Raw genomic sequence first — 15,560 nt, 5'->3', positions numbered from 1 at the left:
TGCCCGGCTCAGCGTCCGAGCGGTGCGTAACGGAACTTGAAGGACGCGTCGAGCGTGACGCCGGTGATGTCGTTCTGGGCGACGGCCACCTGGGCGCCCTGGAGGTAGGGAAGCGTCGAGAGGTCCTCGGCGACGAGTCGCTGGACCTCCTCGATCTTCGCGGTGCGCTCCGCCTCGTCGGGCGTTGCGGCCTGCTCGAGGATGAGGTCGTTGACCGCCGGGTCGGAGTAGGCGTTGGCGAGGAAGTTCTCCGTGAGGAAGAACGGGGACAGGTAGTTGTCCGCGTCGGAGTAGTCGGGGAACCAGCCCAGCTGGTAGGCGGGGTAGACGCCCTCGACCCGCTCGCCGGAGTACGTGTCCCACAGCGTCGACTGGAGGTTGACGTCGAAGAGACCACCGGCCTCGAGCTGGCTCTCGATCATGGCGTACTCCTCGTCGGAGGAGTTGCCGTAGTGGTCGGGGCTGTACTGGAGGTTGAGGGTGACCGGCGTCTCGACGCCGGCGTCCGTGAGGACCGCGGCCGCGGCGTCGCCGTCGGGGCCGCCATCGCCGTCGCCGTAGAGCTCCTTGAGCGGCTCGGCCGCACCGGTGAGGCCGTCGGGGACATAGGAGTACAGGGGCGTGAAGGAACCCTGGTAGATCTCCTCGGACAGCGCCTCGCGGTCGAGGAGGTGGGCGGCGGCCTGGCGCACGGCGAGCGCCTTGGCCTCGTCCGCCTCCGGCGTCTGCGCACCGAACGGCTGGGTGTCGAAGTGGAAGACGATGTAGCGGATCTCGCCGCCAGGCCCGTCGTGGACGGTGACGTTGTCGTCGTCCGCGAGGTCCGCGAGGTCGGTCGGGCTGAGCGAACGGAATGCGACGTCGACGTCGCCCTGCTGGACGGCGAGCTTGAGCGAGGTCTCCTCGGTGAAGTACCGCGCCGTGATCGTCTCCGTCACGGCCGGCTCGAGGACGCCGTCGTAGTCGGCGAAGGCCTGGTACTGGATGAGCTCGTTCTCGGTGTAGTCCGTGATCGCGTACTGGCCCGCGAAGGCGTTGGCCTCGACGATGTCCGACGACGGCGTCAGCTCGGTCGGGGAGAAGCTCTCCTCGTCGACGATCGGCCCCACCGGGGAGGAGAGCACCTGCGGGAAGGTCTGGTCGTCCTCGCTCATGAGGTTGAAGACGACCGTGAGGTCGTCGGGTGCCTCGACGCTGTCGAGGTTGTACAGCAGGGACGACGGGCCGTTCGGGTCCGCGATCTCGACCTGGCGGTCGAAGCTGAACTTGACGTCCGAGGACGTCAGCTCGTTGCCGTTGGCGAAGGTGAGGCCCTCCTTGAGGGTGACCGTGTACTCGGCGGGGGCCGTGAACTCGGCCGACTCGGCGATGTCCGGCTCGACGTCGGGGCTGCCGTACGGGGTGTTGAGGAGGAACGGGTACACCTGGTTCTGCACGGCGAACGAGCCGTTGTCGTAGGAGCCGGCCGGGTCGAGCGACGTGATGACGTCCGTCGTGCCGACCGTGATGCCCTCGCTGCTGCTCGTGCCCCCGTCCGTGGCGCCGTCATCGGGGTCCTCGGTCTCGGCGCAGGCGGCGAGCACGAGCGCGACCACGGCGGAGGTGCCGATCACGCTCAGCGCCCGGCGGCGGTGTCCATCGATTGCCATGGTCCACTTCCTTCGGTGCGGGGTGCCGTGGACGCACGACGTCACGGCCTGCCAGAGGTGGTTTCCCTCGTCGTGGTGTGTGTTCTAACACACCGGTCGCGCCGCTCCGGGGATTGACGGCCGGGGTGGATCGATGTCGCGGTGCGCGCCCCCGCGGGCCACGATGGGCCGATGGCGAGGAAAGATCAGCCCGAGACGGTGACCATCGACGGTCGCCGCCTGCGCCTGACGAACCTGTCGAAGGTGCTCTACCCCGTCACGGGCACGACGAAGGCCGAGGTCATCGCCTACTACGCCGAGATCGCGCCCGTCATGCTCCCGCACTGCGCCGGGCGTGTGGCGACGCGCAAGCGGTGGCCCAACGGCGTGGGGACGGCGGACGAGCCGGGGCAGATGTTCTTCCAGAAGAACCTCGACGACTCGACGCCGGACTGGGTGGTGCGGGCCGCCCTCGAGCACAGCAGCCGCACGGCCGAGTACCCGCTCGTCGACGACGCGGCCACGCTCGCCTGGCTCGCCCAGATCGCCGCGCTCGAGATCCACGTCCCGCAGTGGCGGGTGGGCTCCGACGGTGAGCGGCGCAAGCCCGACCGGCTCGTCCTCGACCTCGACCCCGGCGAGGGGGCGGGGCTCGCCGAGTGCGCCGAGGTCGCGCGGCTCGCGCGCGGGATCCTCGACGGGATGGGCCTCGAGCCGGTCCCGGTGACGAGCGGCTCGAAGGGCATCCACCTCTACGCGCCCCTCGCGGGGACACACACGTCCGAGCAGATCAGCGACCTCGCCCACGAGCTCGCGCGCGCCCTCGAGGCGGACCACCCTGACCTCGTCGTCTCGGACATGAAGAAGACGCTGCGCCGCGGGAAGGTGCTCGTCGACTGGTCGCAGAACAACGGGTCGAAGACGACGATCGCGCCGTACTCGCTCCGGGGGCGCGAGCGGCCGACCGTGGCCGCACCGCGGACCTGGCGCGAGATCGCTCATCCCGCGCTCCGCCACCTCGAGTACGGGGAGGTCCTCGACCGGGTGCGCCGGCGCGGGGACCCCATGGCCGGGCTCGGCGCGGTGGCCGACCGTGCCGGAGGTCAGCCGGCGCGCGACCGCCTCGAGATCTACCGCGCCAAGCGTGACGCCACGAAGACGCCCGAGCCGGTCCCGGAGCGGATCGGCGGGGGTACGGGGGAGCCGACGTTCGTCATCCAGGAGCACCACGCACGCCGCCTCCACTGGGACCTCCGCCTCGCGCACGACGGCGTCCTCGTCAGCTGGGCGCTGCCCAAGGGGGTGCCGGTCGACGCGGCGAAGAACCACCTCGCGGTGCAGACCGAGGACCACCCCATGGAGTACGCCACGTTCTCGGGCACGATCCCCGCCGGGGAGTACGGCGCGGGGGAGATGACGATCTGGGACTCGGGCACGTACGAGCTGGAGAAGTGGCGTGAGGGGCGGGAGGTCATCGTCACCCTCACCGGGCGTAGTGACGGCGGGCTCGCCGGTCCCGACGGGCCGGGGCGGACGAGCCGGTTCGCGCTCATCCGCACGGGGGGCCGCGGGGGCCGTGAGGACAACCAGTGGCTCATCCACCTCATGAAGTCCGCCGGCGGCAGCGACCAGGCGAAGGCCGCGGTCGCGTCGGGGGACGACGAGGCGGCGGAGGCCGCCGACGCGAAGTCCGACCGTGCCGGCCAAGACGAAGCTGACGGGTACGACGAGGCGCAGGACGACCCGGCCGAGGACCACGAGCATGCCGAGGAGGAGGACGAGGACGAGGTCGACGAAGCCGATGACGGGGACGGCGCCGCCGACGAGGACGACGAAGAGGGCGACGAAGCCGACGACGGGGACGAGGATGACGTCGACAGCGCGGAGGAGGCCGACGGCGACACCGAGACCGAGGACGAGCACCAGCGCGCTGCGGACGAGAGCGCGGGAGGCGACGCCCGTATCGAGGCCCCGCGGCCCATGCTCGCGACCCTGGGGGAGGTGCGCGACCTGCTCCGCCCCGAGGACTGGGCGCTGGAGATGAAGTGGGACGGGATCCGCGCCGTCGTCGTCGTCGAGGACGGCGAGGTGCGCCTCGCCTCGCGCCGGGGGCACGACATGACGGCGACCTACCCCGAGCTCGCCGACGTGGCGCGGTGCGTCGGGGCCTCGAGCGCGATCCTCGACGGGGAGATCGTCGCCCTCGACGACCGCGGGCGCCCGAGCTTCGGTGTGCTCCAGCAGCGGATGAACCTCACCCGTCCGGCGGACATCAACCGCGCCGTGGGCGCCTACCCCGTGCGGCTCATGCTCTTCGACGTGCTCGAGGTCGACGGCGTGACCTGGCGCTCTCAGACCTACGACGCGCGCAGGGAGGCCCTGCAGCTTCTCGTCGACCCGGACCGGCACCCGCTCGTCGACGTGCCGCCGGCGTACGAGGGAGACGTCGAGGAGGCGATCGCGGCGTCGCGCGCGTGGCGGCTCGAAGGCGTCATGGCGAAGCGGCGGGACTCGACGTACGCGGACGGCCGGCGCTCGCGGTCGTGGCTGAAGATCAAGCACGCGGAGAGCGAGGAGGTCGTCGTCGTCGGCTGGCGCCCCGGCCAGGGCTCCCGGGCCGGCCAGGTCGGGTCCTTCCTCCTCGCCGTACCCGGCGACGACGGCGCGCTCACCTACGTCGGCAAGGTCGGCTCCGGCTTCAGCGAGCGCGAGGCGACCGACTGGGTCGCGAAGATGTCCCGGCTCGAGAGACGGACCCCGCCGCTCGTGGACGTCCCGCGCGCGGACGCCCGCGACGCGCGCTGGGTGACCCCGCGCCTCGTCGCGGAGGTCGAGTTCGCCGAGGTGACCGCCACAGGAAGGCTCCGCCACCCGCGCTGGCGAGGCTGGCGGCCGGACAAGGCACCGGAGGAGGTCGCGGCCCTGTCTGCCCTGCGCGGCTGAGTGGTGCGGTCGCGTGAGACCCGGGTCGTTTCTCTGGCCCGACCTGGCCGGGCCAGGGAGTCGTTGGCGGGCCGCGGTGGCGTTCTCGGGCGTTAGCGCGGGCTCGTCCAGGGGCCGGCTCAGGCGGTGAGGATGTACTGGATGAGGCGGTTCTCGACGGGGCTGATGGCGTAGGGCGGTAGTGGTCGCGGGGGCTGGGGCAGGGGTGGCTGGGTCGCGGTCGTGAGTGGGCCCGTGCCCAGGGTGGGTGACGTCGACGTGCCGCGGGTGGTGGTCGTGCCGGCTCCGGCTTCGGTGGCTGGGGGTGGTGCACCGGGTAGGGGTGGGGCGTGGGAGTGGTACTCGTGGCCGGTGGGGGTGCGGGTGGTGACGGTGTGGGGTCCGTTGGGTGGAGTGGTGGTGCGGGCGGTCCAGCCGGGGGCTTGTTTGGTGTAGTTGCAGGTCTCGCACAGTCCTTGGAGGTTGTCGGCGGTCGTGGGGCCGCCGTCGGCGTGGGCGCGGATGTGGTCGTGGTGGCGGATGGGGGCGTCGCACCAGGGGGTGCGGCAGGTCTGGTCGCGGGTGTCGATGAAGCGGGCGAGGCCGGGTGGGGCGAGGCGGGAGCGGGAGTCCATGGCGATGAGCTGCCCGGTCGTGGGTGTGAGGTAGAGGCGGCGGATCCAGACGGCGTCGGGGCAGGTCAGGCGCCGGGTGATGAGCTCGCGGGCCCAGGCGGCCGGGACGGGGCCGTAGCCCGGCACGTGTGCTGTGCCATCACCCCGGGTGGTGCCACCGTTGTCGTCGTTCTCGGTCGCCTTGCCGCCCGTGCCCGCGCCCGTGCCCGCGTCCGGGTCAGTGCTGGGTTTCGTGGCGCCGTCATCGCGTGCGCTCGACCGGCCGGGAGGCGCGGTGCTGGTCCGGTCGCCGTCGCCGTCGCCGGTGCTGCTGCCGGTCTGGTGGCTGTCGCTCTCGGGGCTGTCGTCGTCGGGCCCGCATGACGTCGCGGGTCCGCTGGTGGTGCCGCGGCGGGTGGTCGGGCTGGTGGTGTGGAAGAGGTCGTGGTCGGTCATGACGAGCTGGACCTCGAGGCGGGTGTCCTCGGCGGTGGTCTGTCCGGTGAGGCGTTCGATGAGGGTGTCGGCCATGATCTGCCCGCGGGAGCGTTCGTCGCCGGTGGCGCGCAGGGTCTCGGCGGTGCGGGTGAGGTTGGCCCAGGCGGCCACGCCCTGGGCCACGGGCACCAGGGCGGTGAGGTAGGACATGGTGTCCGGGGCCGGGCGCAGGGTCACGGTCCGTTCGGTCTCGGCCTTGCGTGCGCGCGCCACGACGGAGCCGGCGTCCAGGGTGTAGGCGGTCTTCTTCGCCGTGGCGATCAGGCGCCGGTCGCCGGCGGACTCCAGGTCGGGCAGGTTCGCGGCCATGAGCTCGTCGAAGGTGGCCCGGTCGGGGCGGGTCAGGCACGCCGACTCGCGTACGAGGAGCGTGGCGCGCCACTCACTGATGCGCCCGGCGCTCAGCGCGGCGTGGGTGTGGGGCATCTCCAGCACGAGGGCCTTGGCCAGGCCGAGGTGGCGCCCGCCGGTGTAGGGCGACTCGCGCCGGGCGAGGGCGACCTGGGACGCGACACCGGCCCCGCGGCGCGCGGCGGGGACACCGGCCGCGGCCTGCGCGGCCCGCTGGGAGGCGTCCAGGTCGACCGCGGCGCGGGCCTGGGCGGCGCACGCGGCGGCCTTGAGGTCCTCCAGCGCCCGGATCTGCTCGACCCGCTCACCGTCATCGACCCCACGGTCCGTCCCGGCCAGCGCCGCCACCCACGACGCGATCACCTCAGCACGCACACCCGAACCCGACCCGGCGCCCGCGCTCGTGCGGACCGCCGCGGGCACGGCTGCCACCGGCACGTCACCGACAATCCCCGACGCAGACGCAGACGCAGACGCAGATGCAGATGCAGATGCAGATGCAGACGCAGACGCAGACGCAGACGCCGGCGCGGACGCGGACGCGGACGCGGGCCCGGGGGCTGGCGCAGGCGCGGACCCGGGCGCAACGGCGATCCCGGACGCCGACCCTTGCTCGGACGAAGCGGTCACCCCGAACGCCGAGCCGCACCCGCCGGAGGCAGCGGGAGAAGCCGCGCGCCCCTGCGCGGCTCCTGCTCGACGACCGGCTTCCCTCATGTGACCGACGCTACATTCGACCACTGACATCGCCCTCAGTCCGACGCCCCAGCCGTGGACAGGCCAGTGGGGTGGTGCGGCCCAGGCCGTCACCCGGTGAACGTGCCGGCGGGCCGGTCCCAGCCTGCGTGCAGCGGCGGGGGTGACTGGCCAGGCAGCCCCGCTCGCCGCCCGGCAGATGGGCCGGCCTGACGACCGGGCGCCGACGGACCTACCCTTGTCCCATGACGGACACCCTCACGCCTCCGGCGACCGACGTCGACGCCGCCGTCACGGACATCGCCCGTGCGGCCAAGAAGGCCTCGCGCGTCCTCGCGACGAGCACCCGGGCCACGAAGGACGCCGCGCTCCAGGCCATGGCGGACGCCCTCGTCGCGGCCGGACCCCGCATCGTCGAGGCGAACGCGGTGGACCTCGAGCGGGGCCGCGCGAGCGGTATGAAGGACTCCCTGCTCGACCGGCTCGCCCTCACCCAGGATCGCATCGTCGCCATCGCCGACGCGCTGCGCGAGCTCGCGGCGCTGCCCGACCCGGTCGGCGAGGTCGTCCGCGGCTCGACGCTGCCGAACGGCCTCAAGCTGCGCCAGGTGCGGGTGCCCATGGGCGTCGTCGGCATGATCTACGAGGCACGCCCCAACGTCACGGTCGACGCAGCCGGGCTCGCCCTCAAGTCCGGGAACGCCGTCATCCTGCGCGGCGGGTCCGCCGCCGCCTCGTCCAACGAGGTCATCGTCGACGTCCTCGCGGGCGCGCTCGAGGCCCGGGGGCTCCCGCCCACGCTCGTCCAGTCGATCGACGCCCACGGCCGCCCCGGCGCGGTCGCGCTCATGCGTGCGCGCGGGCTGGTCGACGTCCTCGTCCCGCGCGGGGGCGCGGACCTCATCCAGACCGTCGTGCGCGAGTCGCTCGTGCCCGTCATCGAGACCGGCGTGGGTAACTGCCACGTCTACGTCGACGCGAGCGCCGACGTCGAGCAGGCGGTCGCCATCGTGCTCAACTCCAAGACCCAGCGCACCGGCGTGTGCAACGCCGCGGAGACGCTGCTCGTCCACGCCGGCGCCGCCGCGACGTTCCTGCCGGCTGTGCTCGCGGCGCTCGCCGCGGCCGACGTGCGGGTCCACGGCTGCGACGAGACCGCCCGGCACGCACCCGAGGGCGTCGACGTCATCCCCGCGACGGACGAGGACTGGGCCACCGAGTACCTCAGCCTTGACCTCGCCGTCCGCGTCGTCCCGGACCTCGACGCCGCCATCGAGCACATCGGGCAGTGGTCGAGCGGGCACACGGAGGCCATCTGCACGCGCGACGTGCGGGCCGCGGACCGCTTCACCTCCGAGATCGACTCGGCCGCGCTCATCGTCAACGCCTCGACGCGCTTCACCGACGGCGGGCAGTTCGGCCTCGGCGCGGAGATCGGCATCTCCACCCAGAAGCTCCACGCCCGCGGCCCGATGGGTCTGGGCGAGCTGACGACGACCTCGTGGATCGTCACCGGCGACGGCCAGATCCGGGAGTAGACGCGACCCGCACCTCCGTCGGGGAGCGTGCGAGACTGTGGGCAGCAGCCACGAGGAGAGGAACGCCATGCAGAGCTCGATCGTGAGGCTTGCCGCCGAGCAGGGTGAGCACGCCGCCAACCACCTTCCGATGCACCCGATCATGTTCGGGGTCATCGCGATGGCCATCTTCGTCTTCCTGCTGCTTGTGACGGTCGCGTTCCGCAGCGTGCACACCCGCCACCGCTGAGGAAGCGAATGACGTCGGCCCAGAAGCAGGCGCGGCGGATCGGGGTGATGGGCGGCACCTTCGACCCCATCCACCACGGTCACCTCGTCGCGGCCAGCGAGGTCGCAGACGTGTTCGCGCTCGACGAGGTGATCTTCGTCCCCACGGGCGAGCAGCCGTTCAAGCGGGACCGCGACGTGACGACGGCGGAGCACCGCTACCTCATGACGGTCATCGCGACGGCGTCCAACCCCCGCTTCAACGTCTCCCGGGTGGACATCGACCGCCACGGGATCACGTACACGATCGACACGCTGCGTGACCTGCACGCGCTCCTTCCCGACGCCGAGCTCTTCTTCATCACCGGCGCCGACGTCCTGCCCCAGATCCTGCGCTGGAAGGACTCCGCGGAGCTGTGGTCCCTCGCCCACTTCGTCGGGGTGACGCGCCCCGGTCACCTGCTCGACGACGCCGGGCTCCCCGAGGCGGGTGTCTCGCTCCTCGAGGTCCCCGCCATGGCGATCTCGTCCACGGACTGCCGGGTGCGCGTGAGCTCCGGGATGCCGGTCTGGTACCTCGTGCCCGACGGCGTGGTCCAGTACATCGCCAAGCACCGGCTCTACGACCCCGAGGGTCCCGTCGAGGTCGACCGGCCCGTCATCGCTGCTCGCCGTGACGGTGCCGAGTGAGCGAGGGGGACCGCGGTATGGAGGACCCGTCGCCGCCCACGGCAGGTCTCGGGGAGCGCCGTCGCCGGCGTGAGGCCGAGCGCGCGGCGGCCCTTGCGGCTGCGCGCGACGACGCCCCCCTGAGCCGCAAGGAGCTGCGCCGCCGCGCCGCTGAGGAGGAGGCGCGGCTCGAGGCCCTGCGCACCGGCGAGCTCCGGCTCGACGGCTCGGTGGCGCCCGTTCCCGACCGACCCTCTGGAGCCTCCCCTCAGACGGGGGAGAGCGGCGCGACCGACGGCGGGGCGCCGGCGGCGCGCCCGGCTGATGGCGGCACGACGGCGCGACCCGACGCCGGCGCGGCCGCGCAGCCGTTGTCCGGTGCGACGTCCGGTGACGCCGCTCCCGGGCAGCCGTCGTCGGACGCGGGCTCCGGTGACGGCGCTCCCGGGCAGGCGTCGTCGGACGCGGGTTCCGACGACGGCGCTCCCGCGCCGCGGTCGACCGACGCGAGGCCCGATGACGGCGCGTCCGGGCAGCCGACGTCCGGCGCGACGGCCGCTGGCGGCGTGTCCGGCCAGCCGACGTCCGACGCGGGCTCGCCCGACGCGGCACCGTCGGCCGCCTCTGGTTCCAGCGGCGCCATCCCCCGCCTCAGCCGGCGGTCGCTGCGCGAACGGCAGCCGGTGGATCCGGTACCGGCAGAGACGCCGCCGAGCCAGCGGACCGCGACGGGCCGGCGCCCGGTCGTCCGTACCCCGAGCACCGCGCAGGGCACCCGCACCATCGACAGCACGGGCCGGCTGACTGGAATCATCCCCGTCGTCCCCGCCGAGGAGCCGGCACCGGAGCGGTCAGTGCCGATGGCGCCCGAGGAGCCGGGCGTCGGCCCTCAGGCCGAGGGGAGCGCGGACCCGGTCTCATGGGAGTCCACCGCAGGCATGCCCGTCATGTCGGAGGAGATCCTCGACCGCGAGTCGGAGCGCTTGGCGAGCCCCCAGACCCCCGCCGTCGTGCCGACGCCGGTGCCCGCGGAGCCAAGCCCTGCCGCCGCACCGTCCCCGGGTGAAGCCGCGGCAGCCGCCGGCGCAGTCCCCGGCGACGACGAGCCCGGCGAGGTGACGGCCCCTGACGGCACCGAGGGCGACGTGACGGCCCCTGACGGCACCGAGGGCGACGTGACGGCCCCTGACGGCACCGAGGACAGCGACGACGAGGACGCCGACGGGCCGCTCCGGCCGCAGTGGGTCGCGCTCGCCGCGGTCGACCCCGCACCCGCCCAGTCCGTGGCCGGCTCGGCTGCCTCTGCCCGCTCGGCCGTCTCCGCCGGGTCGGCGGACACGGCCGCCTCCGACGACGGGGCCCGCACGCACCGCGCGCAAGGCTCGGCTCCCGCGCGGCGGAGCCTCGGTGACCGCACGCGCAGCGCAGCCCAGCTCGAGTCGGACGCACCGGCGGGCGGCGTCCAGGGCAACGATGGAGCCGGCCCTGTGCTCACCGACCCGGAGCCCGAGGACGTGGACGACGGCTCGACCAACCCCGCCGTCGCGTTCGTCAAGGTGCTCGTCCTCCTTCTCGTCGCCGCGGTCATCGGCGCGCTCATCTGGCTTCTGTACTCGGGCGCGCTCGGCGCGGACGACGGCGCCATCCTGGGAACGATCGGCACCGTAGGATCGGCGCAAGCCCTATCCGTTCTTCCTGAGGAGTCCCGTGCCAGCTGACGAGAGGTCACGTCACCTCGCTCTCACCGCCGCCCGCGCAGCATCGGACAAGAAGGCGGACGAGATCATCGCGCTCGACGTCAGCGAGCGGCTCGTCCTCACGGACGTCTTCGTCGTCACGTCCGGCGCGAACGAGCGCCAGGTGAAGTCCATCGTCGACGCCGTCGAGGAGGCCCTCCACGCCGAGGGCGCCAAGGCCGTCCGCAAGGAGGGCGTCACGGAGGGCCGCTGGGTGCTCATGGACTTCGGCGACATCATCGTCCACGTCCAGCACACCGAGGACCGCGAGTTCTACGCGCTCGAGCGGCTGTGGAAGGACTGCCCCGTCATCGAGCTCCCCGCGGAGCTGAACGCCGGGCCCGACGCCGAGGCATGAGCGCCGGGACCCTCGTCCTCTGGCGCCACGGGCAGACCGCCTACAACGCCGCGCAGCGGCTCCAGGGCCAGGTCGACATCGAGCTCAACTCCGCCGGCATCGACCAGGCCGAGCGCGCGGCGGCCGAGCTCGTCAAGCTCGGACCCACCCGCATCATCGCCTCGGACCTGCGCCGTGCCACACGCACGGCGCAGGCGCTCGGGGACCTGGCCCGGATCGGCATCGAGCCCGAGCCGCGGCTGCGCGAGCGCAGCTTCGGGCTCTGGGAAGGGTTGACGAACGAGGAGATCCGCACGGGCTGGCCGGACGCGCACACCGCCTGGCGCCGGGGCGAGGAACCTGCGGACATCGGAGCGGAGCCGCGCGACGCCGTGGCTCGGCGCGTCGCCGCCGCCGTCGGCGAGACGGCCGAGAGCATGGCGCCGGACGACGTGCTCGTCGTCGTCGCGCACGGCGCTGCGCACACCCTCGGCCTCACGCGCCTCCTCGGGCTCGACCCCACGCAGTGGTTCGGCCTCTCGGGCCTCGACAACTGCCGGTGGTCCCTTCTCGCCCCTAACCCCGGCCGTCTGCCCACCTGGCGACTCACCGCGCACAACCTCGGAGTGCCCGGGACCTGAGGTGCCCGCGGTCGCCGCGGGCGAGGTGAGCGTCGGGGTGAGTGGGGAGGCCCCTGCCTCGTCCGGGCGGGATGTGGCGCGCGCCATACCCGGGCGATTGGTCAGGGGCGGCCGGTTTCCCCTAGACTCAACCACGCACTACGGGGCTATGGCGCAGTTGGTAGCGCGCTTCCATGGCATGGAAGAGGTCGGGGGTTCGAATCCCCCTAGCTCCACCCAGGTTCCACACATCAGGGCAAGCCCCGTCGGTCATACGGCGGGGCATTGTCGTACCTCCCGCCCGTCAGCCGGGGCTGTTGCACCGTGACTGGCGTGCGGGGCATGGCCGCGTCATGACGCCGCCGCCCGCGCCGATAGCCTGGCGAGCGTGACCGTCGACCTCATCCACTACCGCGAGTACCCCCTGGGCTGGGCCGGACGGGTCGTCGACGCGGTGTGGGCCGTCGTGTGGCCCGCCGTCGTCGGGGCAGCCGTCGGGCTCGTCGTCCTCGTCCTGGGACTTCAGGTCATGGAGCAGGAGGGGACGCTCACGGCGGGCCTCGACGACGGCTCGCGGGCGTCCTTCGGCGTCTCGCTCCTCGTCCTGATCGGACTGTGGCTGCTCGCGTGCCTGGTGAGCGCGGCGCGTTCGCTGCTCTACGCGCGCCGGCTCGCGAGGCACCGCGCGGACCCCGAGTCCGAGCGCCGGCCCCCGACGCCGTCGCAGCGCTGGGTCGCTCGCGCGCTGAGGCCGCAGAGCGAGGCGAAGCCCTTCGCCCCGCTGTGGGGGTCCGGTCTGCTCCTCGCGATCATCGGGGGGTTCCTCGCCGTCTTCTCCCTCGTCCGGCTCGACAGCGACGGTGCCGTCTCGGCGCTCGTCGGGGGCGCCGCGGCCGCCGCTGCGGGTGTCGGGCTCATCCGCCTCGTGGGGGTCCTGCGCCGCGAGCTCGCCGCCGCGAGCACGTCGTGGCGGCACAGCCCGACCGACCCGGGCAACGCCGAGCAGAAGGTCCGGCTCGTCGCCCTGCCGCTGCGGTACCGGGCGACCGTCTGGGCGGACCGGGTGGCGCGAGCGCTCGCGCTCGCGGCTGCCGCGGGGTTCGCCGGCGCCGCCGCCCTCGCGCTCGGTCCGGCGGCCGGATCACCGGGGCTGCTCCCGTGGGTGATCGAGCACGGGCGCGAGCCCGCCGCGGGGGTGCTGAGGACGCTGCTCGTGACGGGCGTCGCGCTCGTCCTCCTGCTCGGCGCGGCCCTCGTCCTCGAGCTGCTCCGGCACAGCATCCTGCTCGGCGTGCTCGACCGCGAGGCGACGACCGACACCACCGCCGGCCGCGGGGAGCTACCGGCGACCCGGCCGGACCCGCTCCTGACCGGGGAGGTGCTCTCCGAGCGGGGCCCGGTGCGCCGCGGCGCCCAGCTCCTGGCCGGCACGGCTGCGCTCGTCCTCGTCCTGGCCCGGCCGGCCGTCGCCGCGCTCGAGGTGCGCGGGGACGTCGCGTGGGCCGGCGGTCAGGCGACGTACCTCGTCGCCGGCGCCGGCGTCGCGATCCTCCTCGCCTTCGGCTGCGAGCTGCTGACGACCGGCCGTGACCGTCAGCGCCGCAACCGGCTCCTGCGGACCTGGCCCCGAGCCCTCTGAGCGGGCCGGGTCTGGCGGCTGGCGAGACCTCAGCCGCGCACGGCGTCGGCGACCAGCATCACGCCGACCACCCCTGCCCGGGCGGGGACGGCACCGGTACGATCGAGGTGCACAGGGTTCGTTGCGCTTCCGGGGTGGGAGGAGCGCACCGTGCCGTACCTGGAGACTTCTTGTCGGTCCTCGCGTCCTACCGGCGTCTGTTCGCCCTCACCGGACCCCTCTACGTCGTCGTCGCCTTCCTCGCGCGACTCCCGCTCGCGATGTCGCAGATGGGCACTCTCCTGCTCGTCGTCGAGGTCTCGGGCAGCTACACCGCGGGAGGCGTCGCGGCCGGCGCGCTCGCCGTGACGAACGCGATCGCCTCGCCGCTGGCCGGCGGCCTGACGGACCGCATCGGCCAGCGCCCCGTCCTCCTCGTCCAGTCCGTCGGAGGGGCGCTCGGGCTCGCCGCCCTCGTCGTCCTGGCGGGCGACGACGCCTCGTGGGAGGTCCTCGCCGTCGTCGCGGGGACCACCGGGATCTTCCTGCCCCAGGTGGGCACCCTCGCCCGCGTGCGCTGGCGTGAGCTCGCCGCGCCGACGGGCGCCCAGCGCGGCCGTCTCGTCTCGACCGCCTTCTCCTACGAGGGCGCGGCGGACGAGGCGTCCTTCGTCCTCGGCCCGGCGCTCGTCGGCACCGTCGCGGCGCTCGCGTCCCCGGCCGGCGCGCTCACGGTCGCCGCCGTCCTCCTCGCCCTGTTCGCGACGTGGTTCTCCCTCCACCCGAGCGCCGACCTCGTCCGCGGGACCCGGGGCACCGAGGCCGTCGTCCCCTCCCGGCTGCTCACCCCGCTCCTCGTCGGTCTCGCCGCCGGCCAGCTCGTCGTCGGTGTCGTGTTCGGCTCCGTCCAGACGGGCTCGACGGCGGTGGCCACCGAGGCGGGAGAGCCGGGCCTCGCGGGCCTGCTCCACGCCCTCCTCGGTGTGGGCAGCGTCGTGGCGGGGCTCGCGGTCGCCGCGCTGCCCGAACGGCTGCGCCTCGCGGACCGGTTGCCCGTCTTCGCCGTCGCGCTCGGGCTCCTCGCCCTGCCGCTCCTCGCGGTGCGCTCCATCGGGACGCTCGTGCCCGTCCTGCTCGTCCTCGGGCTGGCCGTCGCGCCGTACATGATCACGATCTTCTCGGCGTGCGAGAAGGTCATCGACCCCCAGCGCCTCGGCGCCGCGATGATGCTGCTCGCCGCCGCGACCAGCCTCGGCTACGCCCTCGGCTCGAGCACGGCCGGGCGCATGGCCGACGCGGCCGGGTACACCGGCGCGTACGCCGTCACGGTCACGGCCGCCGTCCTCGGCGCGGTCCTGTCCCTCGGGCTGCGCCGCGGGCTGCACCGCGAGCGCCTCCGCCGGGAGACGCCAGCGACCTGACCCTGGCCGCTAGGCCAGCGCCGGCGCGCACACCTCGCGCCACTGCGCCGGCTCGAGCTGCACCGGCGCGCGGGAGCCGCGCTGACCGGCGAGGCTCTCGCACAGGGCGATGGCGTCCTCGAGGAGGGCGTACAGCCGTGCCGCCGGGTCCGGGACGCACGCCGCGGCGATGCCGAGCACCGCGCACTCGATGACCGCCGGCCCCGGGTGCCGCGCGCCCACCACGGAGGTCCGCGCGCTGTACTCGCGCGCCCACGCGGCAGCGAGCGGGACGTCGTCGAAGGCCCGACGGCTCCGCTCGCTCAGGGTTCCCTCCGGACGCCCCTCGTACCGCGCGAGCAGGCGCTCGCACGAGAGGATCCCGACGGCGAGCGCGCGCTGGTGGGCCTCCGCGGCGACGGGCAGGGCCGCCGTCGCGGCGAGGATCGTCAGCTCGTGGTCCCACCGGGGATCGGTGCTGCGCAACCCGATGACCGAGGGGATGAGGGGAGCGAGCCGGGGCCGGTCCGCGTCGTCGCTCAGGTCGTTGACGAGGCGCGCGAGGTGCGCGAGCAACGGATGGGTGCACGCGGGGCTGTCGCTCCAGCGCTCACCGGCAAGGAAGGACGCGAGCTCCATGAAGCACGCGCCGCGGCGGGGGTTGCGGTGCTTCCCGCGCGCGAGCATGGGGAGCATGTCGAGCTGGCCTGATCGCGTCATCATGAC

Annotated in this window: 12 protein-coding genes and 1 tRNA gene; 10 read left to right on the top strand and 3 right to left on the bottom strand. The window is 73.8% G+C overall.

Annotated features, from left to right (window positions below):
* Nucleotides 1-8: 8 nt before the first annotated feature.
* The gene (locus tag V2J63_RS09675; RefSeq protein WP_331230831.1) at nt 9-1,649 is read right to left on the bottom strand and encodes an ABC transporter substrate-binding protein; all 1,641 of its coding nucleotides are present in this window, start codon (nt 1,647-1,649) and stop codon (nt 9-11) included.
* Between the two features lie 171 nt (nt 1,650-1,820).
* Here V2J63_RS09675 and ligD point away from each other — a divergent pair, with 171 nt between their 5' ends.
* On the top strand, nt 1,821-4,571 hold the full coding sequence (ligD, locus tag V2J63_RS09670; RefSeq protein ID WP_331230830.1) for a non-homologous end-joining DNA ligase: 2,751 nt from the start codon (nt 1,821-1,823) through the stop codon (nt 4,569-4,571).
* A gap of 119 nt (nt 4,572-4,690) precedes the next feature.
* On the opposite strand, the gene V2J63_RS09665 is transcribed toward ligD, so the two are convergent.
* Nucleotides 4,691-6,388 carry an HNH endonuclease gene (locus tag V2J63_RS09665; RefSeq protein ID WP_331230829.1) on the bottom strand — a complete coding sequence of 566 codons (1,698 nt, stop codon included), beginning with the start codon at nt 6,386-6,388 and terminating at the stop codon, nt 4,691-4,693.
* 566 nt (nt 6,389-6,954) lie between these two features.
* Here V2J63_RS09665 and V2J63_RS09660 point away from each other — a divergent pair.
* The 9 genes from V2J63_RS09660 (at nt 6,955) to V2J63_RS09620 (ending at nt 14,855) form a co-directional block, all read left to right on the top strand.
* Complete coding sequence (locus V2J63_RS09660) at nt 6,955-8,247, top strand: glutamate-5-semialdehyde dehydrogenase (RefSeq protein WP_331230828.1); 1,293 nt, start codon at nt 6,955-6,957, stop codon at nt 8,245-8,247.
* A gap of 67 nt (nt 8,248-8,314) precedes the next feature.
* A complete protein-coding gene (locus tag V2J63_RS09655; protein WP_331230827.1) occupies nt 8,315-8,476 on the top strand; it encodes a hypothetical protein in 162 nt (53 codons plus the stop codon).
* An 8-nt stretch (nt 8,477-8,484) separates the two neighbouring features.
* On the top strand, nt 8,485-9,144 hold the full coding sequence (gene nadD / locus V2J63_RS09650) for a nicotinate-nucleotide adenylyltransferase (RefSeq protein WP_331230826.1): 660 nt from the start codon (nt 8,485-8,487) through the stop codon (nt 9,142-9,144).
* The gene (locus tag V2J63_RS09645) at nt 9,141-10,841 is read left to right on the top strand and encodes a hypothetical protein (RefSeq protein WP_331230825.1); all 1,701 of its coding nucleotides are present in this window, start codon (nt 9,141-9,143) and stop codon (nt 10,839-10,841) included. The genes nadD and V2J63_RS09645 overlap by 4 nt, the downstream gene beginning before the upstream one ends.
* Entirely contained in the window at nt 10,831-11,217 is a 387-nt protein-coding gene (gene rsfS, locus V2J63_RS09640; RefSeq protein ID WP_331230824.1) for a ribosome silencing factor, read from the top strand. The genes V2J63_RS09645 and rsfS overlap by 11 nt, the downstream gene beginning before the upstream one ends.
* On the top strand, nt 11,214-11,837 hold the full coding sequence (locus V2J63_RS09635) for a histidine phosphatase family protein (RefSeq protein WP_331230823.1): 624 nt from the start codon (nt 11,214-11,216) through the stop codon (nt 11,835-11,837). Before rsfS ends, V2J63_RS09635 begins: the two co-directional genes overlap by 4 nt.
* 142 nt (nt 11,838-11,979) lie before the next feature.
* A tRNA-Ala gene (locus tag V2J63_RS09630) sits at nt 11,980-12,052 on the top strand.
* A gap of 152 nt (nt 12,053-12,204) precedes the next feature.
* Nucleotides 12,205-13,455, top strand: a complete 1,251-nt coding sequence (locus V2J63_RS09625; RefSeq protein ID WP_331230822.1) for a hypothetical protein — start codon at nt 12,205-12,207, stop codon at nt 13,453-13,455.
* A gap of 170 nt (nt 13,456-13,625) precedes the next feature.
* Nucleotides 13,626-14,855 (top strand): MFS transporter, encoded by a 1,230-nt coding sequence (locus V2J63_RS09620; RefSeq protein WP_331230821.1) that lies wholly within the window; start codon nt 13,626-13,628, stop codon nt 14,853-14,855.
* Nucleotides 14,856-14,864: 9 nt separating this feature from the next.
* On the opposite strand, the gene V2J63_RS09615 is transcribed toward V2J63_RS09620, so the two are convergent.
* Nucleotides 14,865-15,557 carry a hypothetical protein gene (locus V2J63_RS09615; RefSeq protein ID WP_331230820.1) on the bottom strand — a complete coding sequence of 231 codons (693 nt, stop codon included), beginning with the start codon at nt 15,555-15,557 and terminating at the stop codon, nt 14,865-14,867.
* Between the last annotated feature and the right edge of the window lie 3 nt (nt 15,558-15,560).

Origin of the sequence: Georgenia wangjunii, assembly GCF_036421975.1 — a bacterium.
Classification (GTDB): domain Bacteria; phylum Actinomycetota; class Actinomycetes; order Actinomycetales; family Actinomycetaceae; genus Georgenia_A; species Georgenia_A wangjunii.
Note: the sequence above shows the minus strand (reverse complement) of the source record. Positions and strands in the feature narration are given on the sequence as shown.